At 71.9% G+C, this 23,864-nt stretch carries 18 protein-coding genes; 13 read left to right on the forward strand and 5 right to left on the reverse strand.

Annotated elements, in window-relative coordinates:
• Positions 1-189: 189 nt before the first annotated feature.
• Positions 190-1,233, reverse strand: coding sequence for a hypothetical protein (locus AB0C96_RS34305; RefSeq protein WP_362922997.1), 1,044 nt, complete (start codon positions 1,231-1,233; stop codon positions 190-192).
• 129 nt (positions 1,234-1,362) lie between these two features.
• The gene (putP, locus tag AB0C96_RS34310; protein WP_362922999.1) at positions 1,363-2,904 is read right to left on the reverse strand and encodes a sodium/proline symporter PutP; all 1,542 of its coding nucleotides are present in this window, start codon (positions 2,902-2,904) and stop codon (positions 1,363-1,365) included.
• A 501-nt stretch (positions 2,905-3,405) separates the two neighbouring features.
• On the opposite strand from putP, the gene AB0C96_RS34315 reads away from it, so the two are divergent.
• On the forward strand, positions 3,406-4,782 hold the full coding sequence (locus AB0C96_RS34315) for a sugar transferase (RefSeq protein WP_362923000.1): 1,377 nt from the start codon (positions 3,406-3,408) through the stop codon (positions 4,780-4,782).
• A 79-nt stretch (positions 4,783-4,861) separates the two neighbouring features.
• Here the strand turns inward: AB0C96_RS34315 and AB0C96_RS34320 are convergent, their stop codons facing one another.
• Positions 4,862-5,806, reverse strand: coding sequence for a GDP-L-fucose synthase (locus AB0C96_RS34320; protein WP_362923002.1), 945 nt, complete (start codon positions 5,804-5,806; stop codon positions 4,862-4,864).
• Positions 5,807-6,034: 228 nt separating this feature from the next.
• Between AB0C96_RS34320 and gmd the strand changes: the two genes are divergently transcribed.
• Genes gmd through AB0C96_RS34335 form a run of 3 tightly spaced genes read left to right on the forward strand, consistent with a single transcriptional unit; the run spans position 6,035 to position 8,699 of the window.
• Complete coding sequence (gene gmd, locus AB0C96_RS34325; protein ID WP_362923003.1) at positions 6,035-7,048, forward strand: GDP-mannose 4,6-dehydratase; 1,014 nt, start codon at positions 6,035-6,037, stop codon at positions 7,046-7,048.
• Complete coding sequence (locus AB0C96_RS34330; RefSeq protein ID WP_362923004.1) at positions 7,045-7,584, forward strand: putative colanic acid biosynthesis acetyltransferase; 540 nt, start codon at positions 7,045-7,047, stop codon at positions 7,582-7,584. The genes gmd and AB0C96_RS34330 overlap by 4 nt, the downstream gene beginning before the upstream one ends.
• Positions 7,581-8,699, forward strand: coding sequence for a glycosyltransferase (locus AB0C96_RS34335; protein WP_362923006.1), 1,119 nt, complete (start codon positions 7,581-7,583; stop codon positions 8,697-8,699). The genes AB0C96_RS34330 and AB0C96_RS34335 overlap by 4 nt, the downstream gene beginning before the upstream one ends.
• Before the next feature lie 35 nt (positions 8,700-8,734).
• Here the strand turns inward: AB0C96_RS34335 and AB0C96_RS34340 are convergent, their stop codons facing one another.
• A complete protein-coding gene (locus AB0C96_RS34340) occupies positions 8,735-9,943 on the reverse strand; it encodes a glycosyltransferase (protein ID WP_362923078.1) in 1,209 nt (402 codons plus the stop codon).
• Between the two features lie 187 nt (positions 9,944-10,130).
• On the opposite strand from AB0C96_RS34340, the gene AB0C96_RS34345 reads away from it, so the two are divergent.
• The 5 genes from AB0C96_RS34345 (at position 10,131) to AB0C96_RS34365 (ending at position 16,954) form a co-directional block, all read left to right on the forward strand.
• Positions 10,131-11,636 carry a hypothetical protein gene (locus tag AB0C96_RS34345; RefSeq protein WP_362923007.1) on the forward strand — a complete coding sequence of 502 codons (1,506 nt, stop codon included), beginning with the start codon at positions 10,131-10,133 and terminating at the stop codon, positions 11,634-11,636.
• Positions 11,633-13,309, forward strand: a complete 1,677-nt coding sequence (locus tag AB0C96_RS34350; protein ID WP_362923009.1) for a lipopolysaccharide biosynthesis protein — start codon at positions 11,633-11,635, stop codon at positions 13,307-13,309. The genes AB0C96_RS34345 and AB0C96_RS34350 overlap by 4 nt, the downstream gene beginning before the upstream one ends.
• A 44-nt stretch (positions 13,310-13,353) precedes the next feature.
• Positions 13,354-14,877 (forward strand): oligosaccharide flippase family protein, encoded by a 1,524-nt coding sequence (locus AB0C96_RS34355; protein ID WP_362923011.1) that lies wholly within the window; start codon positions 13,354-13,356, stop codon positions 14,875-14,877.
• A gap of 87 nt (positions 14,878-14,964) precedes the next feature.
• A complete protein-coding gene (locus AB0C96_RS34360) occupies positions 14,965-16,503 on the forward strand; it encodes a fibronectin type III domain-containing protein (protein ID WP_362923012.1) in 1,539 nt (512 codons plus the stop codon).
• Positions 16,504-16,525: 22 nt separating this feature from the next.
• Entirely contained in the window at positions 16,526-16,954 is a 429-nt protein-coding gene (locus AB0C96_RS34365) for an adenylyltransferase/cytidyltransferase family protein (RefSeq protein ID WP_362923014.1), read from the forward strand.
• 60 nt (positions 16,955-17,014) lie between these two features.
• Here the strand turns inward: AB0C96_RS34365 and AB0C96_RS34370 are convergent, their stop codons facing one another.
• On the reverse strand, positions 17,015-17,746 hold the full coding sequence (locus tag AB0C96_RS34370) for a CDP-alcohol phosphatidyltransferase family protein (RefSeq protein ID WP_362923016.1): 732 nt from the start codon (positions 17,744-17,746) through the stop codon (positions 17,015-17,017).
• A gap of 37 nt (positions 17,747-17,783) precedes the next feature.
• Here AB0C96_RS34370 and AB0C96_RS34375 point away from each other — a divergent pair, with 37 nt between their 5' ends.
• The 4 genes from AB0C96_RS34375 to AB0C96_RS34390 all read left to right on the forward strand — a co-directional run bounded on the left by AB0C96_RS34375 (position 17,784) and on the right by AB0C96_RS34390 (position 23,690).
• Positions 17,784-19,085 carry a glycosyl hydrolase family 28-related protein gene (locus tag AB0C96_RS34375; RefSeq protein WP_362923018.1) on the forward strand — a complete coding sequence of 434 codons (1,302 nt, stop codon included), beginning with the start codon at positions 17,784-17,786 and terminating at the stop codon, positions 19,083-19,085.
• A 168-nt stretch (positions 19,086-19,253) separates the two neighbouring features.
• Positions 19,254-20,159, forward strand: a complete 906-nt coding sequence (locus tag AB0C96_RS34380) for a serine protease (RefSeq protein WP_362923020.1) — start codon at positions 19,254-19,256, stop codon at positions 20,157-20,159.
• Between the two features lie 192 nt (positions 20,160-20,351).
• A complete protein-coding gene (locus tag AB0C96_RS34385; RefSeq protein WP_362923022.1) occupies positions 20,352-20,828 on the forward strand; it encodes a hypothetical protein in 477 nt (158 codons plus the stop codon).
• A gap of 204 nt (positions 20,829-21,032) precedes the next feature.
• Entirely contained in the window at positions 21,033-23,690 is a 2,658-nt protein-coding gene (locus tag AB0C96_RS34390) for a tetratricopeptide repeat protein (RefSeq protein WP_362923024.1), read from the forward strand.
• The last annotated feature ends 174 nt before the right edge of the window (positions 23,691-23,864 follow it).

The following is a 23,864-nucleotide window of genomic DNA, read 5'->3' on the forward strand; positions in this document are numbered from 1 at the left end:
CCGCAGCGACCTCATAGACGGCTGCCTCGCCGAGACCGGCCTGTCCATCAGACCTACCTGAGCAACGGCACGACACCACGAGTTCAACCTCAGTAACGCCCTGCCGGGAAATCGGTGGCACGGAATATATGCAGGCAACACTTAATTTGCCCGCGCCGGAATGATCCCGACGCGGGCCGCCTTCACCGATCAGACCGTTGGCAGGCCCAGGCCGTAGAACGTCACCCTGTACGGGCCGATGTCCTCGCCCTCGCCGCCGATCAACAGGTCGCCCGGGTCCGCCACGCCCTCCGCGCGGGCCGACGCCACGACCATCTCCGCCAGCGCACGGCCGGACGGCTCCCCCGGACCACCGGCGTCGTAGCGCCACCTGGGGTCGTAGTCGTCACCCCAGGTGTCCCGGGTCCGGGGATGTTCGGCGATGGTGCCCCAGCCGAACGACGCCGGGTCGATGTCGTCGTCCGCGAAGGAGCCCAACATCAGCCGACTGTCGGCGTCGATGTCGAGGAGCGCCGGTGCGCCGCCGCCCAGCCGGCCGTAGAGCCGGATGATCTTTGCTATGCCGAGCGCGGCGAACTCGGCGGGAAGGGTGGCGAAGAAGTCGGCGAGCGAGGCGGTCACCGCGTCCCAGCTCCGCGCCGACCAGCGGGCCGGGAGGCCCAGGCCGGCGTTGGACGGGCCCGGCCGGCGGCCGAAGAAGCCGGTGATCGCGTGCTCCTCGCCGTGGCCTAGGCCCGAGAACCAGTTCTCCATCGGCGCGGTGGGCTGGAGGACGAGCTCCGGTCCGTGCGGGCCGGCCCGCAGTTCGAGCGTGTCGGCCGTACCGCGCCAGCGCAGGAACGGCGCGCCCCAGGCGGGGGTGGAACCGTAGTACGGCCCCAGAGGGCCGTACGAGCCCATCACCGAGGCCTCGCCCAGTGCGGCGGTGAGGTCGTCGTTCGCCGCGCGGAAGGCCTGCGCCTGGGAGGCGGCGTCCGGTTCTGCGGTCGCCACGGTCACCGCCAGTTCGAGGTACGCCTCCTGCGTCGCGTACCGCTGCTCGGCGGGGCTCACCGGGCGGAGCCGCAGCCCGCCGGCTGACGTACCGCCGAGGAAGGCCTCCCGCCCCAGGCCCAGGCTCTCGACGAGGGCCCGGGCGCCGTCCTCGCTCCAGCCTGCGGTGTCCGCCGCACGCAGCCGGTGGGCGAGGTCGCCGAGCGGTGCGCCGGCGGCAAGGGGATGTAGTTCGATCATGACGCCATCATGGTGCAGCGGGATGACGGCGGTTCGGGGACCGCTGGTGCGGCGGACCAGGTCCGCGACCGTGCCGTCCGCGGTCCGGAGGGATCCGGCGGCCCCGCCGGCCCCTCCGGGCGGTGCGCGTCACGCCATGTCGTGCGCCTTCAGTCCGCGCGGGGCCGTCTCCTTCGGCTCCATCCGGCCCGACCAGGTGCGTCGCGGCGGGCGACCGACGAACTTGCCGAAGACCAGTGCCGCCACGGTCGCCGCGAGCACGCCGGGCACCATCTCGTAGACGCCCGACTGGAGCGGGCCGAGCAGCGGGTCGATGTGCTTCCACAGCAGGACGGTGGCCGCTCCGGTCACGATGCCGGCCAGCGCTCCGGCGCGGGTCATCCGCGGCCAGTACAGCGACAGCAGGATCACCGGGCCGAAGGCCGCGCCGAAGCCGGCCCAGGCGTAGGCGACGATGTCCAGCACGGCGCCGCCGCTCAGCGCGATGGCGTAGGCGACGAGCGCGACGACCACCACCGTCGCCCGGGCCGCCAGGACCTTCGAGGCGTCGGAGGCCCGCCGCTTGATGAAGGCGCCGTAGAAGTCCTCGGTGAGGGCCATCGCGGAGACCAGCAGCTGACTGTCGGCGGTGGACTTGATCGCGGCCAGTACGGCGACCAGCAGGACGCCGGCGATCCACGGGTTCACCAACTGGGCGGACAGCGCGATGAAGACGGTCTCCGGGTTCTCCAGCGTGTGGTCCAGCGCGGCGACTCCCACCAGGCCGACCAGCGAGGCGCCGGCCAGGCAGAGCACGACCCAGCTCACGCCGATGCGGCGCGCCAGGGGGATCTCCCGTGTGCTGCGGATGCTCATGAAGCGGACCAGGATGTGCGGCTGGCCGAAGTAGCCCAGTCCCCAGGCGAGGAGGGAGACCACCGCCACGGCGCCGAGCGAGGTGCCGGACGTCCAGTGGCCGCCGTCGAAGCCGGTCTTGGCGCCCATGTCGAGCAGGGCCGCGCTGTGGTGGCCGATCGCCTTGTGCAGCGCGCCGAAGCCCCCGAGCATCCCGATGCCGATCACGGGGACGGCCACCGCCGCGCCGAACATCACGGTGGCCTGCACCGTGTGCGTGACACTGACGGCGCGGAAGCCGCCCAGGACGGTGTAGACGACGATGACCACGGCGAAGACGGTGAGCGCGAATTCGAAGCCGCCGCCGAAGATGCCCTCGAACAGCACGCCTCCGGCCAGGAGTCCGCTGGCGACGTAGACGGTGAAGAACACGACGATGACCGCGGCCGACAGCACGCGCAGCACTCTGGTGCCGTCTTCGAAGCGCTCTTCCAGATAGGCGGAGAGCGTCATGGCGTCACCGGCCCGCTCGGTGTACGTGCGCAGACGGGGCGCCACCAGAAGCCAGTTGAGGTAGGTGCCGATGGCCAGCCCGACCGCGATCCACGAGGCGCCGATGCCGCCCGCGTACACCGCCCCGGGCAGTCCCAGGAAGAGCCAGCCGGACATGTCGCTGGCCCCGGCGGAGAGTGCGGCCACCGGTGCGCTCAGCCGACGCCCGCCGAGAGCGAAGTCGGAGAACGTCAAGGTGTCCTGATACGTCCAGATGCCCACCGCCACCATGGCGAGCAGGAAGACCCCGAATGTGATCATGACTGGAACGATCAGGTGTGTCATCGCTGCTCCTCGGTGAAAGTCAACTGTGGGGGGTGCCAAGGGCCTTGACTCGGACCGTGCGGTGATCCCGGGCAGAACGGCTCCGGCGCTCGCTGACGATACGGACACCCCGTCGTCAGCGTCAGGCGTTCTACAGATCTTCTGGGAACCCGTTTCCCGCGGCGGGCGCGCGGGCCGCGTCGATGGACGATCTGGAGGAGCAGGGTGGACCATACGGCCGTGCGGTTGTAAACAATCGGACACAAGAACACTCAAAATAGGTAAACCGCAGCAGTCGGGCGCAACCTCCTCTAGCGTTCACGTCCAACACGGACGCAGTGGTGTACCGGGGGGTCCCACCGCGCCCGAAGTGAGGGGACGACCAAGTGGGGGGCCATGGGGTTGTTCGAAGCTGCCGGGTCACGGGTGATCGCATCGCCCGCCGGGACAGCCGGATGGAAACGTACGTCGCCGTCGCGGAAGGAAGGCGGGCACAGACCCACGGAACGCCGGTTGTTACGGGTGGCGTTGGTCGCGGACGGGCTCGGCGCCTCGGTGCCGGTCGGCGTGGCCTGCGCCGCGACGGGACAGCCGCAGCCACTGCTGACGGCCGCCGTGGCCGGCACCGCCTGGCTGGCGGTGGGCACCGCAAAGAATCGTTACGCCAAGGGTGAACTGGGGGCCGGCGGGGCGGCGTGGCCGGTCCTGTGGGACTGGCTGACCATGCTCGGCGTGCTGGCCGTCACCTGTGTCGCGGCCCGGGTCGACGTCGTCATCGCGGACTGCGTGATCGCGCTGGTGCCGTGCCTGGCGGTGGCCGTGCTGCGGCGCACACTCGTCCACCGATATCTGGTGGCCACCCGCCGCCGTGCACAGGCGCTGCGCAGGGTGCTGCTCGTCGGGGAGGCCGGTGCCGTCGACCTCGTGTTGACGGAACTTGCGCAGCGCACCGACCACGAGTACGTCGTGGTCGGCAGCTGCCTCGTCGGGGACGAGGCCAGCGACTCGGCACTGCCGGTATCGGGCAGGCTCGCCCGCGACGGGGACGCCCCCGGAGCGGCGCGGGACGGGGAGACCGTTCTGCGGTGCGTGGCCGCGCTCGACGCCGATCTGGTCATGGTGGCGCCCGGGCGGCGGATGGCGGCCGCACGGGTGCGGCGCGTCGCCTGGGCCCTGCACGACCAGGGACTGGATCTGGCCGTACTGCCGGGGCTGATCGATGTGTCGCAGCACCGCGTCCGGCTCGCCAAGGCGGCGGGTCTGACGGTGATGCACATCGCACCGGCGGCGCGCCGAGGGCTTCCGGTGCTGCTCAAGGGGGCCACGGACCGGGTGGGGGCGCTGCTCCTGCTGGTGTTGCTCTCTCCCGTCTTCGTCATGGTGGCCGCGGCGATACGGCTCACCACGACCGGCCCGGTGTTCTACTGGCAGGTCCGGACCGGCCGGGATCTACGGCCGTTCCGGATGTGGAAGTTCCGGACGATGGTGGTCACCGCGGACCGGATGCGGGCCGCGCTGGAGTCGGCGAACGAGCACGACGGGGCGATGTTCAAGATCCGGCGCGACCCCCGGGTGACCCCGGTGGGCCGTCTGTTGCGCCGCTTCTCCCTGGACGAACTGCCCCAGCTGTTCAACGTCCTGGCCGGCCATATGTCGCTGGTCGGTCCGCGCCCGCCGCTGCCCGAAGAGGTCGAACGGTACGACGGAACGGAGCTGCGCAGGCTGTCCGTGAAGCCGGGGCTGACCGGTCTGTGGCAGGTCAGCGGGCGGTCCGACCTCTCCTGGGACGAGACCGTGGCGCTGGATCTGAGCTACGTCGACAACTGGTCCTACGCCCGCGACATCGGCGTGCTGATCCGTACCCTGCGCGCCGTGCTGGACGGGCGCGGTGCGTACTGAGCGCAGCGGGTCCGGGTGTGCGGCCGGCGGTGCCCCGGCACGGGGCAGCCGTCGGGCGTACGCCCCGGACCCGGCGGCCTCAGGCCGGCGCCGGTGCCGATCGCCACGCCCGGTAGGTGCGGGCGATGCCGTCGGCCAGCGGGACGGTCGGGGCCCAGCCCAGGGCGCGCATCGTGCTGATGTCGAGGAGTTTGCGCGGGGTGCCGTCGGGGCGGGACGGGTCGAAGGCGATCCGTCCCCGGTAGCCCACCGCGGCGGCGACGCAGGAGGCGAGGTCGGCGATGGTCAGGTCCTCGCCGCAACCGACGTTGACCGGGTCGTCGCCGTCGTAGCGTCGCAGCAGCACCTCGCAGGCCGATGCCAGGTCGTCGACGTGCAGGAACTCGCGCCGTGGGGTTCCGGTGCCCCAGACGGTGAGCTCGTCCAGCCCCCGTTCCTTCGCCTCGTGGAAGCGGCGGATGAGTGCCGGCAGGACGTGCGAGGTCTCCGGGTCGAAGTTGTCGCCGGGACCGTAGAGGTTGGTCGGCATGGCGGAGACGAAGGACGAGCCGTACTGCCGGCGGTAGGACCGGATCTGGACCAGTCCGGCGATCTTGGCGATGGCGTACGCCTCGTTGGTGGGCTCCAACGGCCCGCTCAACAGGGCGTCTTCGGTGATGGGCTGGGCCGCGTGCTTGGGGTAGATGCAGCTCGATCCGAGGAACAGCAGCCTGCGCACGCCGGCCTGGTGCGCGCCGGCGATGACGCTGAGCTGGATGCCGAGGTTGTCCTCCAGGAACTGCACGGGGTTGGTGCTGTTCGCCATGATTCCGCCGACCTTGGCGGCTGCCAGGACGACGGCGTCGGGGCGGCTCTTCCGCAGGAAGGCCGCGGTGGCGTCGGCGTCGCGCAGGTCGAGTTCGGCCCGCGTCCGGGTCAGTACGTCGTAGCCCTGGGCGGACAGCCGGCGGGCCACGGCGGAGCCGACCAGGCCGCGGTGGCCGGCGACGAAGACCCGGGCGGGAGTGGGAAGCAAGTCATCCATAGGGCGAATTGTGGCAGTGAACCCGATACGCCCACCGGCTATTTCCGGAAATATCATCTGCTCCTTGCTCTCGACCTCCGGTCGCCGAGCGGGTAGCGTCCACGCCCCGCGCCGCCCGGCACGCGGGGAAGAACCCACCGGTCCGACACGGCCCCCGCTCCCGTGGGGCACCTCGGTCCGGTCGGTCCGTCGATCCCGAAGCACCATTACTTCTCGTGGGGGGAAGCCATGCCCAAGACCGCCGTCATCACCGGAATCACCGGCCAGGACGGCTCGTACCTGGCCGAGTTGCTGCTGAGCAAGGGCTATGAGGTGCACGGGCTGATGAGACGCTCGTCGAGCTTCAACACCGAGCGCATCGACCACATCTACCAGGACCCGCACACCCCGGACCGGCGACTGCTGCTGCACCACGTCGACCTCTCCGACGGGGTCGCGCTGGTGAACCTGCTGCGAGACGTCCGGCCCGACGAGGTCTACAACCTCGGCGCCCAGTCCCATGTCCGGGTCTCCTTCGACGCACCGCTGTACACCGGCGACGTGACCGGTCTGGGCGCCCTGCGGCTGCTGGAGGCGATCCGCGCCAGCGGTATACGGACCCGGCTGTACCAGGCCTCGTCCTCGGAGATGTTCGGCGCCACCCCGCCGCCGCAGAACGAGGCGACGCCCTTCCACCCGCGCAGCCCGTACGGCTGCGCCAAGGTCATGGCCTACTGGTCGACGGTCAACTACCGTGAGGCGTACGGCCTGTTCGGCGTCAACGGCATCCTGTTCAACCACGAGAGTCCACGGCGCGGGGAGACCTTCGTGACCCGCAAGATCACCCGCGCGGTGGCCCGTATCCAGGCGGGCCTGCAACAGCACCTCTACCTCGGCAACCTCGATGCGGTCCGTGACTGGGGGTACGCCCCGGAGTACGTCGAGGCCATGTGGCTGATGCTCCAGCGCGACGAACCGGACGACTACGTGGTGGCGACCGGGGTGGCCGCGACGGTACGGGACTTCCTCGAGGCCGCGTTCGGCGCCGTGGGGCTGGACTGGGAACGCAGTGTCCGCTTCGATCCGAAGTACGAGCGGCCCAGTGAGGTGGACGCGCTGATCGGCGATCCGTCCAAGGCCAGGAGGCTGCTGGACTGGTCGGCGAAGGTGCAGTTCGACGAGCTGGCGCGGATCATGGTCGAGTCGGACGTGCGGCAGCTGGAGGACGAGCTCTCCGGCCACCGGGTGCGGGTGGACCGATGACCGCCCCCGCCCCCGCCGCCCGTCGGCTGCGCGGCTTCACGGGCGCCGGCTACGACAAGGGCCGCGGACTGTTGGTGCAGATCGCCTGGTTCGCGGTGCTCAACGTGGTGTTCGTGAAGTGGTGGTGTCCGCCGCGGCTGCGGCCCGCGCTGCTGCGGGCGTTCGGCGCCCGGATCGGGGACCGGGTGCTCATCCGTCACCGGGTGCGGGTGCAGTGGCCGTGGAAGCTGACGATCGGTGACGACGTCTGGGTGGGCGAGGGTGCCTGGCTGATCAACCTGGAGCCGATCACCATCGCCGGCGATGTGTGCGTCTCCCAGGAGGCCGTGCTGTGCACCGGAAGCCACCAACGGCGGTCGCCCACCTTCGAGTTCGACAACGCTCCGATCCGGCTGGAGCCGGGATCCTGGGTGGCGGCGCGGGCCCTGGTGCTGCGCGGGGTCACCGTCGGTGCGGGCGCGGTGGTCGGCGCGGGCGCGGTCGCCCACCGGGACGTGCCCCCGGGCACCGTCCACACCGCCGGGGGTGGCCGATGAGGATCACTCATGTCGTCACCTTGGTCAGCGACGACGGGGCGTACGGCGGCCCGGTGAGCGTGGCGACCGGGCAGCTCGGCGAACTCGCCGCACGCGGCCATGATGTCGGCCTGGTGTCGCTGTGGCGCGGTCGGGGCGCGCCCCCGAGCACCGTGGACGGGGTGCCGCTGTTCGCCCGGACCGCCCGCACGCTGGTGCCCGGGCAGGGCTTCCTCGGCCTGTTCCATCCTGGGCTGTTGCCGCTGCTGTGGCGCCGGGCGGGTCGGGCCGACGCCCTGCATCTGCACGCCGGACGCGATCTGGTGTCGCTGGCCGCGCTGGCGGTGGCCGTGCTGCGCCGCCGGCCGTTCCTGGTGCAGACCCACGGCATGGTGCAACCGCGCCGGACGGCCGTCGCCCGGGCCTTCGACCGGCTGTACGTCCCGCTGCTGCGGCGGGCGGCGGCAGCCCTGGTGCTGACCGAGCAGGAGGAGGCCGGGCTGCGGGAGGTGCTGGGGCCCGGCGGGCCGCGGCTCGTCAGGCTCCCCAACGGGGTGCGCTGCGGCCCGTCCGAAGTACGACAAAGCGCGGCGGACGTGCTCTTCCTCGCCCGACTCCAGAGCCGCAAGCGGCCCGAGGCGTTTGTGCAGATGGCGGCGCTGGTGCACCGCAAACGGCCGGACACCTCGTTCGCCGTGCACGGTGCGGACGAGGGGCGGCTGACCGCGGTCCGGCGGCTGATCGCCGAGGAGGGGCTGGGCGAGGTGGTGCGGTACGGCGGGGCCCTGGACCACGGTGCGGCGGTGCGGCGCACCGCGCGGGCCGCCGTGTACGTCCTGCCGAGCGTGGCGGAGCCGTTCCCGATGAGCGTGCTGGAGTCCTTGGCCGTGGGCACACCGGTGGTGTGCACGGACGGCTGCGGGATCGCCGACGCACTGCGGCGGCGGGGAGCCGCCCTGGTGACCGACGGCTCTCCGGAACAGCTGGCCGAGGCGGTGCTGCGGCTCCTGGAGGACGGCGAGCTGCGGGAGCGCGTGGTGGCTGCCGGCCGGGCCGCCGTCGAGGAGGAGTTCTCGCTGGCGGCGGTGGCCGATCGGTTGGAGGAGTGGTACCGGTCCGTGGCGGGCCACCGGTGAACCGGGCGGCGGGGCCTCGGCCCCGCCGCCCGCACCTACCGCCCGGCCCGCGCGAGGCGCAGGAGTGCGGTGATCCGCTCCAACCCCGCCTGACTGCTGAGCCGTTGCTCGACGTACCGGGGGCCGCAGGCGCCCTGTCGGGCGGCTCGTTCGGGGTCGTCGGTGAGCGCGCGGACCTCGGCGAGCAGCGCCTTGGGGTCCTCCGGCGTGATCACCGTCCCGGCGCCGGAGCGGACCACTTCCTGCGCGGTCCCGCCCTCGGCGGCCACCGAGGCGATCACCGGTCGTCCGGTCATGAAGTACGAGGTCAGCTTGGACGGCAGGCTCATGTCGAGGACGGAGGCCTTCTGGGTCACCGCGAGGACGTCGGCGGCGGCGAGCACGTCGGGGAACGCGTCGGCGTCGGCGGGCGGCAGGAAGGACAGCGATGCGACGTCGGCGCCGAGCCGCCGCAGGTGTGCGCGCTGGTTGCCGTCGCCCATGAGCACGACGCGGACGGCGGCGCCTTCCCGGTCGGCGAGCCGGGCGGCTTCGACCAGGACCTCCAGTCCCTGTTTGAGGCCCATGTTGCCGGCGTGCAGCAGTACGGTCTCGTCGTCCGCCCAACCCAGCCGTGCCCGGGTCCGCTCCCGGTCACCGCTCGGGCCCTGCACATGCGTCCAGTTGGGCACCACATGGACCCGGGAGCGAGGTACACCCATGGCCGTCACCCGCTCCACGAAGGACTCGTGCACCACCCCGACCACGGTGGCCGCCCGCAGAATCCTGGCCTCGACCGCCGCGGCCAGGGCGGCGGCCCGGCCACCGCCCCGGATGCCGCTTTGTGCGGCCGCCGCCCCCATCAGGTCCTGTACGACCACGACATGCGGGGCCGCGGCCTGCCGGGCCAGACGCGCGCCCAGCACTCCCCCGGCCAGGGTCGGCATCTGGGTGAGCACCACATCGGGCCGTACCCGCGGGGGCGCCAGCGCGCCGTGCGCCAGGACGCTGGCCTCGAACAGCGCGCGGCGGCCGGCGGTCTGCCGTGCCGGGACGGTGTGCCGTCGCCGGTGCACCGTCACCCCGCCACGGCGCTCCCGCACCCGCCACCGGCCCCGGTACTCCTCCGCCACCCGCCAGGCCGGATAGTGCGGCATTCCGGCGAGGACATGGGTGTCGGCTCCGGACGCGGCCAGGTGCTCGGCGATCTGCGTCGAGTACGGCCCTATGCCGGTGTGTTCGGGTGCGTAGTTGGTGGAGATCACGAGCACGCACCGGCCCGCGAATGCATCGTTCACGGCTGCCCCCCTCAGGCTGTGCCGTCATCGTAGGAGCGGCCCGGTCCGCGCGACGGGGAATTGGGTTGCGATTGTGTCCCGAAGCCGACCTTGTCATCCGATGTCCCTTAGATTGTGCTCGCTGGTGGGGAGTTGGGGGGAGGTGGGCCGATCGATGGTGCCGGTGAGGCGGTCGGGCGGCAGGCTGCCCGGACGTGCGGTGGCGGCGCTGTGCTGCTGGATGCTGTTCCTGGTGGTGCTGTTGCCGCTGCTGGTCCTCCAGTCGTTCGACGCCCGCTTCGATGCCGCGCTCGTCGTGCAGTGCGTGGTGGTGGTGCACACCGGCGGTGCGCTGGCGCGGGTGCTGACGGACGTGCGGGCCCGGGTGATCGCGTTCGGGTTCTGGCTCTTCTCGTATGTGTGGCTGGGGCTGGCGCCGTTGGCGATGCTGGCGACGGACGCCTATCCGCGGGGGTTCCTCGTCGATCCGGGGACCGCGCTGCTGACAACGGTCCTGGTGGAGAGCGGACTTCTGGCCTACAGCGCCGGGTCGGCGCTGGCGTCGTGGCGGACGGCCCGCACCTCCACGGTCCTCGAACCGCTGCTTGCGCGGCGGCTGTCGCCGGGGCGGGTGCTGTTGTTGTGCGGGGTGGCGCTGCTGTTGGCGGCGGTGCTGATCCCGGGGCAGGGCGGGCTGTCGGCGTTCTTCCTCAGTCGGCAGGCAGCCAACGAGGCGGCGGCGCAGGCCGAGCCGTCCGGGTCGGCGGACCGGGCGATGGCGGCGTGGGCCCTGTCGGTCCCGGCGTTCTGGGCACTGGTGGCGCTGGTGCACGTGCCGCGGTTCCGGTCGGGCGACCGGGTGCTGCGCGGATTGCGATGGCTGCTGCTGCCGCTGCTGTTCGCGGTGAACGTGGTGGTCAACAACCCCATCAGCCAGCCGCGGTTCTGGGCCGGAACGGTTCTGCTGGCGCTGGTGTTCAGCGCGTCCTGGTTGCGCGGGGCACGGGCCTTCCGGATCGGTGCGGCGGGTGTGGCGGCGGTCGTGCTGGTGGTGTTCCCGTACAGCGACTACTTCCGCTACGACAAGCGTGAGCCGGTCCGTGTCGTCTCACTCGCCGAGCAGTTCACGTCCAACGGTGACTACGACGCGTTCCAGCAGATCGAGACGGGTGTGGACTACGTCCGTACGCACGGCTTCACGCCGTCGGCAGCGTTGGGGCCGCCGTTGTTCTTCGTGCCGCGCGCGACCTGGCCCAATAAGCCGGACGACGCGGGGATCCTGCTGGCCCGGCACGCGGGGTACCACTTCGAGAACCTCTCCGCACCGCTGTGGATCGAGACCTATATGTGGGCGGGCTTCCCGTCGGTCCTTGTCGTCTTCGGCCTGATCGGGGCCGTGGGCCGACGGATCGACGCGCTACGGCACCGGTTACGGCGGCACCGGGGAACGCTTGCCGCGCTCCTGGTGCCGGCCTTCGGCTTCTACCAGCTGGTGTTGTTGCGCGGCAGTCTGATGGCGATCGTGGGCCCGCTCGCGCTGCTGGTGTGCATTCCGCTGTTGATCACGCGCAAGTCCCGGCAGCCGGCCGGGCCGTCGTCGACACAGGGGCCCATGGGCGCTCCGCTGTCGGCGACGCGCCGGGCCGTCGTGCCGCTACCCCCAGGAGGAGCACGTACGTGAGCGTCTTCGACGAGCCGACGGAGGAGCCGGACCAGATACGCGATCAGCTGCGGCAGCTGTTCCGCTATCGCGCCCTCATCGTGCTCGGTCTGGTGCTGGGCGTCCTCGGCGGCGGGGCGGTGTTCCTGCTGGGCGGGCCGACGTACACCGCGACGGGCGAGGTCGTGGTGCATGCGATCAGCACGGCGCCGTTCGAGGCCGGCGGGGTCTCGGCGGACAAGCAGATCAGCATGGGCACCGAGCGGCAGATCGCGCAGAGCGCCTCGGTGGCGGCGCGCGCGGCCAAGGCGCTCGGCGAGCGGACGGATCCGGCCGGGTTGCAGCGCGATCTGCGGGTGAGCAATCCGCCGGAGACCCAGACGCTGATGTTCGAGTACGGCGCGGACTCCGCGGACCGGGCGGCCCGGCTGGTCAACGCCTTCGTGCAGGCCTATCTGAACTACCGTCAGGACGCCGCGAAACAGCGGATCGACACCACCGTCGGCAAGCTGGGCGCCGAACTCGCCCCGCTGCTGGAACAGCGGAAGGTACTGGACCAGCGGATCGCGGGCGAGAGCGCCGGGGCGGGGCGGGCCGCCGACGAGTCCGAGCGCAGCAATCTGGTGTCGCAGATAGCGGACCTACAGGGGCGGATCTCCAGTCTGAAGTCGCTGGACACCACGCCGGGCGACATCGTCCGCAAGGGCGATCCGCCGGCGTTCCCGTCCAGTCCTGGCCTGGTCGTGCTGCTGGTCGCGGGGGCGGTGGCCGGTCTGGCGCTGGGCATCCTGGCGGCGTGGGTCCGCTCGGTGCTGGAGCCGCGGGTCCGGTCGGTGGCGGATGTGCAGGAGAACCTGCGGGCTCCGGTGCTGGGGATCCTGCCGCGCGGCCGGGGCGGGGAGCGCGTGCTGGAGGTGGGCGGGGCGGGCCGCGGAAACCGCGCCGAGGCCTACCGGACGATCGCCTTCCGGCTGGTGCACGACCGGCGGTTCGCGGGGCTGGGCAGTCTGCTGATCGTCTCTCCGCGGAGGAACGCCGATGCCGTCTCGGTCGCGGTCAACCTCGCCGGTGCGTTCGCGGAGATCGGCAACGACATCCTGCTGATCGAGGCGAATCTGCGGACGCCGGAGCTCGCCGAGCGACTGCCGTTGCTTCCCGGTCGTGGGCGGCCGGTGCCGGGCGGCTGGGCGGAGGGCGAGCGGTTCGCCGTGGACGCGGGCGTCGACGGCCGGTTCGACCTGCTGCCGGGGCGGGAGGTGCCCAATCCCGCCCGGGCCCTGTCGTCACCGGAGTTCGCCCGGCTGCTGAACGCGCCGTCCGGGCCGGACGAGCACGTCGTGGTCGTCACCGGCCCGCTGCTCGCCCATGCGGACGGGCTGGCCGTCGCCAAGCAGGCGGCCGGCGTGGTGGTCGTGTGTGATCTCAACGAGGTGCGCCGGGACGATCTGGACCGGGTGTGGGAGCTGATCACCGGGGCGGGCGGGCACGTCCTGGGCGCCGTACTGGACAAGGGCAGCCATGGGCGTTCGCTGCGGCGGTTCATGGACGGTGGCCCCACCCAACGCAAGCGCGGGCGGGGGCGCACCCGGGCCGCCGTGGTGCCGGCCGCCCGGCCCGGCCCGGCGCCCGGCGGCGGCCCGGTTCCGACGGGCGGCGCGTCCGTCGACGCCGACTCCCCGTCCCTGCGCGGGTGACGGCCGTTCGTCCGGCGGGCTCCGGTGGCCGCCGGGAGACGCCGGTGTCCGTCGGTGCGGCGGCCGGCGGGGGCGGGGTGGCGACGACGGCCCGCGGCAGTCTGTTCGCGTTGGCGGGTTCGGCCGCGAACGCGGTGTTCGGGTTCGTGCTGGTCGTCGTCGTCACCCAGGGCCTGGGGGCCCGCGGGGCCGGCGCGGTCTTCACCGGGATCGCGGCCTTCACGATCCTGAGCAACGCCCTGAAGCTGGGGGCCGACACCGCGCTGGTCCGCTTCGTCTCCCGGGACCTGGCGCTGACCGGTGGCGCGGGGGTGCCCGGGCTGCTGCGGATCGCGGTGCTGCCGACCCTGCTGGCGAGCGTGGCGGGGGCGGCGCTGACGCTCTGCTGCCCCGGGCTCGCCGGCTGGCTGCTGCCCGATCTCGATCCGGGCCGGGCCGTCGTGCTGGTGCGGCTGTTCGCGGTGTTCCTGCCGGTGACGACCGTCGCGCTGGTGCTGCTCGGCGCCACCCGCGGGTACGGCTCGGTGGTGCCGTTCGTCGGGGTGGAACAGATCGGCAAGCCGGCGTTGCGGGTGCTGCTCGCGGTGCCGGTGGCGCTCTGGGCGCCGAGCGTGGCCGGGCTCAGTGCGGCGTGGCTGGTGCCCGGCCTGCTGGGGGCCGCGGCGGCCTGGGGGTCGCTGCGCAGATCGCGGCGTACGCACCCCGGCACCGACCGACCGCCGTCACAGCTGAGGGAGTTCTGGGCCTTCGCCGGGCCGCGGGCGGTCTCGTCGGTCTTCGACATCACCGCGGTGTGGATCGGCGTGATCCTGCTGTCGGTGCTGGGCACGAGCGCCGAGGCCGGTGTCTACACGGCGATCGGGCGCCTGGTCACGGCCGGGACGCTGGTGCAGTTGGCGGTCCGGCTGGCGGTGGCGCCACAGATCAGCCGTCTGCTGGCGGGTGGCGACGGGGCCGCGGCACACCATCTGCACCGGCTGTCCACGCGCTGGATCGCGCTGTTCTCGTGGCCGGTCTTCGTCCTGCTGGCGGCCTATCCGCACACCGTGCTGTCGCTGTTCGGGTCGGGCTTCTCCGAGGGGGCGCCGGGCCTGGTGGCGCTTGCCGTGGCCTGTGTGGTCAACGTCGGGGTGGGCAATGCCCAGACGGTCATCCTGATGGCGGGACGGAGCGTGTGGAACCTCGTGGTGGCGGGGCTGGCGTTCGTGGTCCAACTGGGCAGCGGAGTATGGCTGGTTCCGCGGTACGGGGTGCTGGGCGCGGCGTTGTCGTGGGGGCTGGCGATCGTGGTGGACAACGGTCTCTCGGCGCTGCTGGTCCGCCGGCGGCTGGGCTTCCGCACGGTGGACCGGGGCTATGTCCTTGCGGCGGTGCTCGGCATCGGAGTGGTGGCGCCCGGCGCGTTCGTTATGCGGACGCTATTCGGTGACACCGTTCTCGGAGCGTCGTGCGGAATTGTTTTGTCCATTGGGGCATGGGCGGCACTGCTCTGGCGCTATCGTTTGCCGCTGGGGGTAGGGGAGTTCTTCGGGGTGCTGCGCAAGCGCAGTTCGGAAAACTCGCGATGAACGCTGGGCGTTTTCCGCCCGGATCTCATCTCGTTCACGCTTCCTGTCCCGCTATTCCGATCGCACCGTGCTTCCAGGGGGGAACCTGTGCGCCAACGAAGCAGACCCGTCCACCTCGTGCTCGCCGCCGCGCTGCTGGGTACGGCCTCGACGGCTCTTGCCGCCGGGCCGGCCCAGGCCGCCGGTGAGCCCACCCTGACCGCCGATCCGCTGAGCACCTGGCAGACCGACGGCATCGTGTGGTCCCTGGCCTACGCCAAGGGCATCGTCTACGTGGGAGGAACGTTCAGCCACATCCGGCCGCCGGGCGCGGCCCCGGGCACCCAGCAGATCGCCCGCACCAACTTCGCCGCCTTCGACGCCAAGACGGGTCAACCACTGCCGTGTGCTCCGGCGTTCACCGGCGGTGCCGGCACCGTCCGGGCGCTGAAGGCCGCACCCGACGGCTCACTCCTGTACATCGGCGGCTCGTTCGGCAAGGCCGGACCGGTCGGACGGTCCAACACGGCCGCCCTCAACACCGCCGACTGCACCATCGCCGCGGACTACAAGCCCACGGTCAGCGCGACGGTACGGGCCCTCGACGTCACCGCCGACACGGTCTACATCGGCGGCGACTTCGGCACGGTCCAGGGACAGACCCGGGAGCGGATCGCCGCGTTGCGGCCCAACGGCGCGCTGCTGCCGTTCAAGGCGACCATCCGCGGTTCGTCGATCCCCAATGACCCGACGTCCGGCATCAACGCCATCACGGTCGCCCCGAAGCTCAACAAGGTCATCATCGGCGGCCGGTTCACCTCGGTGAACGGCAGCCTGCTGGGCGTGCACGCGCTGGCCGGGCTGGACGCCACGACCGGCAGGGTGGTCGATGCGTTCAGCGGCTGGATCCCCCAGCGGTCTGCGGTCAAGACGCTGGTCAACGACGGCACGAATTTCTACCTGGGGGCCGAGGGCACCGGCGGCGGCGTCTTCGACGGCCGGATCGCCGGCCGGCTGGCGGACGGCTCGCAGATCTGGAAGGACACCTGCCTGGGCGCCACCCAGGCCGTGCTGCCGTACAAGGGCGTCCTGTACAGCGGTTCGCACGCGCACGACTGCTCCGACACGCCGGGCGGGTTCACCGACATCAAGAACCGCCAGCACTTCCTGGCCCAGTCGATCGCCGACAAGACGATCCTGCCGTGGTTCCCGGACACCAACGACGGGATCGGGGAGCAGATCGGTCCGCGGGCGCTGACCATGGCGGACGGGATCCTCTGGGCGGGCGGCGAGTTCACCACCGTCAACGACGCACCGCAGCAGGGGCTGACCCGCTTCGCGGCGGCTCCGGACACCGGCGCGCCGCAGGTGCCGCTGCTGCACGGCGCGAGCGGGTCCCGCGGGAAGATCACGCTGAGCTGGAAGGCCTCGTGGGACCGGGACAACGGCGTCCTGACCTACAAGATCTACCGCGACGGCGTCTATCTGACCTCGCTGGACAAGGATTCGCGCTATTGGAACCGGCCCGACATGAGCTATACGGACTCCGTCGCGCCCGGTTCGGAGCACCGCTATTCGCTGGAGGTCACCGACGGCACCAACGTCTCGGGGCGCAACGGTCCGGTGTATGTGACCGCCCGGAATTGACCACGGGCCGAGTGGGGGGTACATGACGCACCGAGTAGGGTACGCGCCCGGGGTGTACGACCTGTTCCACGTCGGGCACCTGAACATTCTCCGTCACGCCAAGAGCCAGTGCGACTATCTGGTGGCCGGCGTCGTCTCGGACGAAATGGCGATGCGCGCCAAGGGCCGGGCCCCGGTCGTTCCGCTCACCGAGCGACTGGAAATCGTGCGCAGCGTCCGCTTCGTTGACGCGGCATTCGTCGAGACGGTGCCCGACAAACTGGAGACCTGGCAACAGGTACGGTTCGACGTCATCTTCAAGGGCGACGACTGGCGGGGAACGGACAAGGGCGGCAGACTCGAACGGGATTTCGCGACGGTCGGGGTCGAGGTGATCTATTTCCCCTACACCGTGCACACGTCGAGCACCCTTTTGCGCCAGGCGCTGGACGTCATGGCGAATTCGGCGTGAAGCGAGGGCGCCCCGGTGCAGTGCCGGGGCGCCCGTGCCGTCGCCGTCCGTCCCCGGATCTCAGCGGCCGGGGACGGACAATTCCCGGTACCACTTGGCGAGGAACGCCACCATGAACAGGACGTGCGCGCCGAGCAGGCAGCAATACGCCGCCACGAAAAGGGCACGGCTGCCGAACAGCAGGAACATCGCGCAGAACACTCCGTAGTCGACCGGGAGCAGGGCCGCGGAGCGCACGGTGGAGGCCGACGCGGCGGGGACCGGGCGGTCCGCGCCGCTCCGCAGCCGGTCGGCGCGCTTGAGCTGTTCGGTGAGGATGCCCCCGAAGAAGACCATCACCGCGGCGAATTGGAAGGCGACGGGGACAAGCAGCATGCGGGGGTCGGAGAATTCGAAGTGGCGGTAGAAGGAGACCAGCACGGCCATGTGCAGGGTCAGCATCTTCGCGCAGTCGACGACGTGGTCCAGCCACTCCCCCGCGGCGCTTCCGGTGCCCGTCAACCGGGCGAGTTGTCCATCGGCCGAATCCAGGGCGAAGCCGAGGAAGAGCACCGCGAATATGGCGATCGCCGCGGGGGGCGAGGGCCGTAGCACGGCGATCATCACCACTCCCGCAAGGCTGAACGCCCCACTGACGAGCGTTATCTGATTGGGTGTCAATTTGGCGCAGTAGCCCGCGGCCGCCAGCACCCGGCCGGTCGGCCGATTCACATAACGGGAGTACAGGGACACCCCCTTCGCGGTTTTCTGCGCCGCCGAAAGCTCTCTGATCGCATATCCGAACCGGCTCATGTCCCCCCACCCGACGAATGCCCCCGAAGGAGCAATCATGGCAGCCAGCACCTCTCCGTCAAATGGTGGCGTCGGTCGCCGGACGATTCTTGCGGGAACGGCGGCGGCTCTGGCCGCCGCCGTCACCGGATGCGATTCCACGACGCCACCCGGGTCGGCGTCCGGCGACGTCGGGGTGCCGGTGGTCTCCGGGCGCAAGCCGAGGGGCAAGGACGTCATCGACGTGGTGGCGGACTGCGGCGCCAAGGGCGACGGCCGGACCGACGACAGCCGGGCGTTCGCCCGCGCATACTCCTACGCCGCCGGCCGGGTGTGGGACCACGTCGGCCGGACGGTGATCGACGTGCCGGCCGGTACCTACCTCATCCGGGCGCCCAACGCGCTGCTCGACGCTCCCGGTGGGAGGCTCAAGGCCAACGGCCTGCGGTTCCGCGGGGCCGGCAAGCGGATGACGCAGCTCCTGTTCGCCCCGCGCCGGGCCGAGGACGCCTACCTGTGCCGCAACGAGGACAGCTGGGCGAATGTGACGTTCGAGCAGATGGCCTTCGCGGCCGGCTCCCCGGGCGCCTCCTTCTTCTACTCCTACTCCACCGGCCAGGCGCAGGACTACCGCTTCACCGCGTGCGAGTGGACCGGCGAGTGGACCTACGGGCTCGCGCTCGACGGCAGCAACACCAACTCGGAGATGCGCTGGGACGCATGCCGGGTCGGTGGCGCCTACCGCAAAGCGTTCCTCTACTCCGGGCTGTCGCAGAAGTCGTTGAACCGGCCGCAGCAGGACCAGTTCGTCAACTACTGGTTCAACGACATGAAGGTCGAATACTCCTGGGGAAACTTCCTGGATTTCCCCTACGGGGGTTCCATCGCCTGCCGGGGCGGCTCGTACATCGTCACCGGCCGGCGTCCCGAGAGCTCCGGTGACGACGGGCGCACCAGCACCTTCTTCCGCTTCCCGCGCGGTCCGCACCACGACTCCGTGCAGCGATTCCACGCGGAGGACATCCGCTTCGAGGTGCGCAGCCCGGACACCGTGGTGATCGACTGCGCCTGGGACAGCGGAACGGTGCACTTCAATGACTGCGACGACACCGCCCAGGCGTTCAAGCCCTTTGCGCAGGACAGCGTCCCGCACCGCTACCGCATCGGAGCGCGGGGTGCGCTGGTGCGCTACGACTCGTGCCAGTTGTCCGGGCGGCACCGCTACGAGCAGGACGGCGGCGGCGCGGCGACCGCGCCTCGCGCCCGCTATGACATGTGCCTGTTGCGCAGTCACGCCCAGGAGGACTTCATCGACGGCGCGGACAACCGGGTCACGTTCGTCGACTGTCTGGGGCCGTGAGGAACGGGCGCGGTTCTCACCCTGAGAGAGATCAGGGTGCCATTGGCCCGCAGGATGACGGCTGACGCGACCGTGGTCTGACGACCACGCCAACTCCCGCCACTACGTTCGGTTGTTGAGCGGAGGACCAGCAGGGGTCTGCCGCACAGGAGAGGCACGGAGGACGAAGTGAACGGCGAACTGACCGACGCAGTGGGCGCGGTGGACCGGCGGCGGAGGGCACGGCACGGTCGTCGGACGCGGGCGGGAATGGCGCTCGGCGCGGCCATCGTCGGCGCGGGCGCGATCATGTGCACGGCAGGTCCGGCACAGGCGATGTCGGGTGGTACACAGCTCCCTCAACGCGGGGCGGCCCCGTGGCTGGCGACACTGGCGGTGAAGGGCGACACCCCCTTACTGGACCGCGCCTCGTGCGGTGGAGCGCTGATCGCGCCGGACCGGGTTCTCACGGCCGCGCACTGCCTCGACGGCCAGGACTTCCGGCGGGCGGAGGTGCACATCGGTTCCTCGGTCCTGTCACGGGACCCCGGCACCGTGCGCGACATCCGCGGCGTCACCCTGCATCCGCGGTACGCGCTGCTGCCCTCCCCCGCCGACCCGGGTAACCCCGCACTGTCCTCGGCGGCCTCCGACCTGGCCGAGATCCGCCTCAGCGCCCCGGTGCGCGGTGTCCGACCGCTCCCGGTCGCCGAGCAGCGGCCGCGCCCGGGTACACGCGTATCGATCTTCAGTCACGGCACCACGGCCGCACCGGACCCGTCCCGACCGGGCCGGGAGATCCGCGGTGATGTGCTGCGCCGTGGCGATCTCACCGTCCGTACCCATGCGCAGTGTGCCGCCCAGACGCCGGCCGTGGTGGACGAGGCATCGGTCGTCTGCGCCCGCGACGTGCCCAGCGGACGCACGACCATGTGCTTCGGCGACAGCGGTAGTCCGCTCGTCGTATGGGGGCGGCGCGGGCCGGAACTGGCCGGTGTGTTCAGCTTCGCCGGTGAGACGGCGGGCAAGGTCTGCGGGCAGCCGGCCGACGCCGGGTTCGCCGATGTCCCGGCGCTCATAGGCGCGCTGGGGTGACCGGGGCCGAAGTCGACAGAAGGCAGATATGTCCGAGCACATTTCTGATAATTACCAGGAGTTGCCGACAGTTGATTGTCCCGGCCTGACGGAGTGCCTGGTGTGAGGGAGCCCCCGGCGCCGCACGGTGGCGCCGTGTCCCCTTGACGATCCGGGTCCCTGGCCGGCCGGACCGGATCCGAGGAGAGCGGGATGCTGGAGGACGCCGTGGCGGCGCTGACGATGACGGGGGCCGGCACCATCGTGGCGGCGATGGCGACCGAGGCCTGGCAGTCCACGCGCAGTGGGGTGACCCGGTTGTTCCGCCGGGGCGCCGTGGAGCAGCGGGCAGCGGTCTCGGCGCGACTGGACGGCGATGCGGAGTTGGTGGGGCGGGCGACGGATCCCGAAGGGTTCCGGCAGAGCCTGGTACCGGCGTGGCAACTCCAGCTGAGTGCACTGATAGCAGAACACCCCGATGCTGCCGGGGAGTTGGCCGATCTGGTGCGACAGGTGCGTGCGGCGCTGCCGGCCGAGGGGGCCTGCTGGGTACAGCAGAACGTCGCCCGCGACCACGGCCGGGTCTTCGCTTCGCTGGGCGGGGACGTCATCGTCCACCAACACCCGTCCGGCGGACCGGGCACGGCGTCGGCCGATGGCGAACGGAGCGAGAGAGCGGGCGGCACATGACGGCAGCCGGCCCTTCCGATGCCTTCGGTGCCTTCGGTGCCGGCGGCGCGTCCGGACATCCCGTTCAAGTGGTCCGCGCCGAGGCCGGGTTCGCCTACGGGGCCGTCGGTGCCGACGTTCACGTCTGGGGCGACGGCACCCCGGTCTACCTGCTGGAGAACTGGCGCCCGGCGCCCGAGCCGGATGCGGACTGGTTAACGGCAGTTGCCGAGCCGGATGCTCAACGCCCGCTTCCAGGTGGTGGAGTTCACCGGTCGCCAGGAGGAGTTGTGCGCCTTGCGCCGGTGGCGGGACGGGGAGCCGCGCCTCGCCGCCCGCCTGTTGCACGGCCCCGGTGGGCAGGGCAAGACCCGGCTCGCCGCGCGGCTCGCCCAGGAGTCGCTGGCGCGGGACTGGAAGGTCGTCAGCGCAACCCTGGGCCAGGGCGCCGTCCTGCCCCCGCCGGGCAGCCAGGATCTGCGGGTCGAGGGGGCGAGGGGCCTGCTGGTCGTCGTGGACTACGCCGACCGGTGGCCGCTGTCCGCGCTGACCTGGCTGTCCAGCAATGCGTTGCTGCACCACCCGACGCTGCGCACCCGTGTCCTGCTGCTCGCCCGTGGAGCGGACGGGTGGCCCTCGGTGCGGGCCGCACTGGCGCAGGTGCAGGCGGACACCTCCGCCCACCTCCTGGAGCCGCTGGGCGAGGGCGAGGGCGGCGTGGACGTCCGCGCGCGGATGTTCCGCGCGGCGCGGGACAGCTTCGCCGCCCACGTGGGTGTCCGGGCTGCGGGCTTGGAGCCGCCCGGCCCGTTGGCCCACCCCGACTTCGGGCTGACCCTCGCGCTGCACATGGCCGCGCTGGTGGCCGTGGACGCCGCCGCCACCGGCATCCGGGCGCCGCGGGACATGGCCGGTCTGACCGTCTACCTCCTGGACCGGGAGCACCTCCACTGGCGGATCCGGTACGAGGACGCCGGCCGGGAGCGGGCCGGCGCCGGGTCCGGGTTCGCCACGCCGCCGGAGACCATGAACCGTACGGTGTTCCTCGCCGCGCTGAGCGGTCCGCTGCCGCCCGGGGCGGGCGGTGGCCTGGTCCGGTCGGTGGTGGGGTGCCCCTCGGTCGAGCGCCTGCTCGACGACCATGCCGTGTGCTATCCGCCGGCGGAGTCCGGCGCCGTGCTGGAGCCGCTCTATCCGGACCGCCTCGCCGAGGACTTCCTCGCCCTGACGCTGCCCGGCCACTCGGCCGACTACCCCGCGCAGGCCTGGGCCCGGCCCGCGCTCGACGTCTTCGCCGCGGCCGACGGGCCGGCGCCGCCGGCCTCGCTGGCACGTGCCATGACGTTCCTGGTGAGCGCCGCGGAGCGGTGGCCGCACGTCGGACCGCGGCACCTCTTCCCGCTGCTGCACGACCGCCCCTGGCTGGCGCTCACCGCCGGCAGCACGGTGCTCTCCGCCCTGGCCCGGCTGGACGGTGTGGCGACCGCCGTGCTGGAGAACGTCGCGGGCTGCTTCCCCGCCGACCGGCACGTCGACCTCGACCTGGGCATGGCCGCGGTGACCCGGGAACTGGCGGACCGTCAGCTCCCGGAGGCCGGGCAGCCGACGGAGCGGGCCGACCGGCTGCTCACCCTCGGCTACCGCCTCTGGCAGGCCGGTTTACTCTCCGAGGCGCTCCCGGTAGCCCGGGACGCGATCGCGGCCTGGCAGGCGGTCGACCCGCGGGCCCCCGGGCGTTCCCGGTTTCTGGGGACGGCGTGGACGAACCTCGGCGCGGTGCTCTCCGACCTCGGACGGGGACCAGAGGCGGTCGCGGCGACGGCGCGGGCCGTCGAGGTCCTCGATGCGTCGGGCGGCGACGCGGAGGCGGCGGAGCTGGGCAAGGCCTGGAGCAACCTGGGGAACCAGCTGCACCAGGTCCGGCGGTTCGACGAGGCGGTGACGGTGACCCGACGCGCGGTCGCGGTGCGGCGGCGGTTGGCCTCCTCCGACCGGCAGCAGCTGCCGGGGCTGGCCTTCTCCTTGAACAACTTGGGACTCCAGTTGGCCGACACCGGTGACCATGCGGCGGCCCTGGCGTCCGTCGGCGAGGCCCTGGGGATCTACTACCGGCTGGCCGCCGACCGGCCGGACACCTACGCGCCCGACCTGGCCAGGGCCCTGCACAACCAAGGGCTGTATCTGGCCCGGTCGGGACGCCTGGAGGAGGCGGTGGCGGCCACCCACCAGGCCGTTGCGCTGCGCCGGTCGCTCGCGGAGGTCAACCCCGCCGCGTTCCGCTCCGCCCTGGCCCGCTCGTTGCGGAACCTCGGCCAGTTCTGCCACGCCGCCGGAGCCACGACGGAGGCGACCGCGGCCCTGGAGGAGGCGGTGGCCCTGCTCACCGCCCTGGCCGCCGCCGACCCCGGCCGGTTCGAGGCCGAACTGTCCGCGGTGCAGCGGGTGCTGGGCGGCCTGCGCACGTCGGCGTCCGGCGCGGCGAACGACGCCGGCTCCTCGCCCGGCGGCCCGGAGGTAGTGCGCCTGGACCCACGGACGGCATCGCTCGTGGCCGCGCGGCTGACGGTGCGGCGCGGCCACGACCTCATCCGCGCCGGTGCCGCCGACCCGGCCGTCAGGACGCTCACCGAGGCCGTGCGGATGCTGCGGTCGATGAGCCAGATGGCCGAACTGGCCGGCGCGCTGAGCCTGTTGGCCTCAGCACACCTGCTCTCCGACCGTGGTGCCGCGGCGGCGCTGGTGGCGGCGCGGGAGTCCGTCCTGCTCCACTCGCGCCTGGCCGCGCACGATCCGGACGCCTTCGGCGCGGCCCTGGAGACCGCGCGCGCGATCCGTGCCACCGCGGCACGAGCGGCTTCCGGGCCGCCCCACCGGGCGGGATAGTGCCGTCGGCGCGCGAAGGCATGCGTCGCTCGCCTGGTAGGCCCTCGCCTGGAAGTCCTTGACCAGGCGCAGGGAGTCCTGGGTATCCATCGCCGACTGGGTCAACAGGATCGGGGTGAGGTCCTCGACCGGGCCCATCTGCACAGCCCCGGCCGAGCCCGCCGTCCCAGCCGA

The organism is Streptomyces sp. NPDC048506, from assembly GCF_040651315.1.
Taxonomy (GTDB): Bacteria; Actinomycetota; Actinomycetes; order Streptomycetales; family Streptomycetaceae; genus Streptomyces.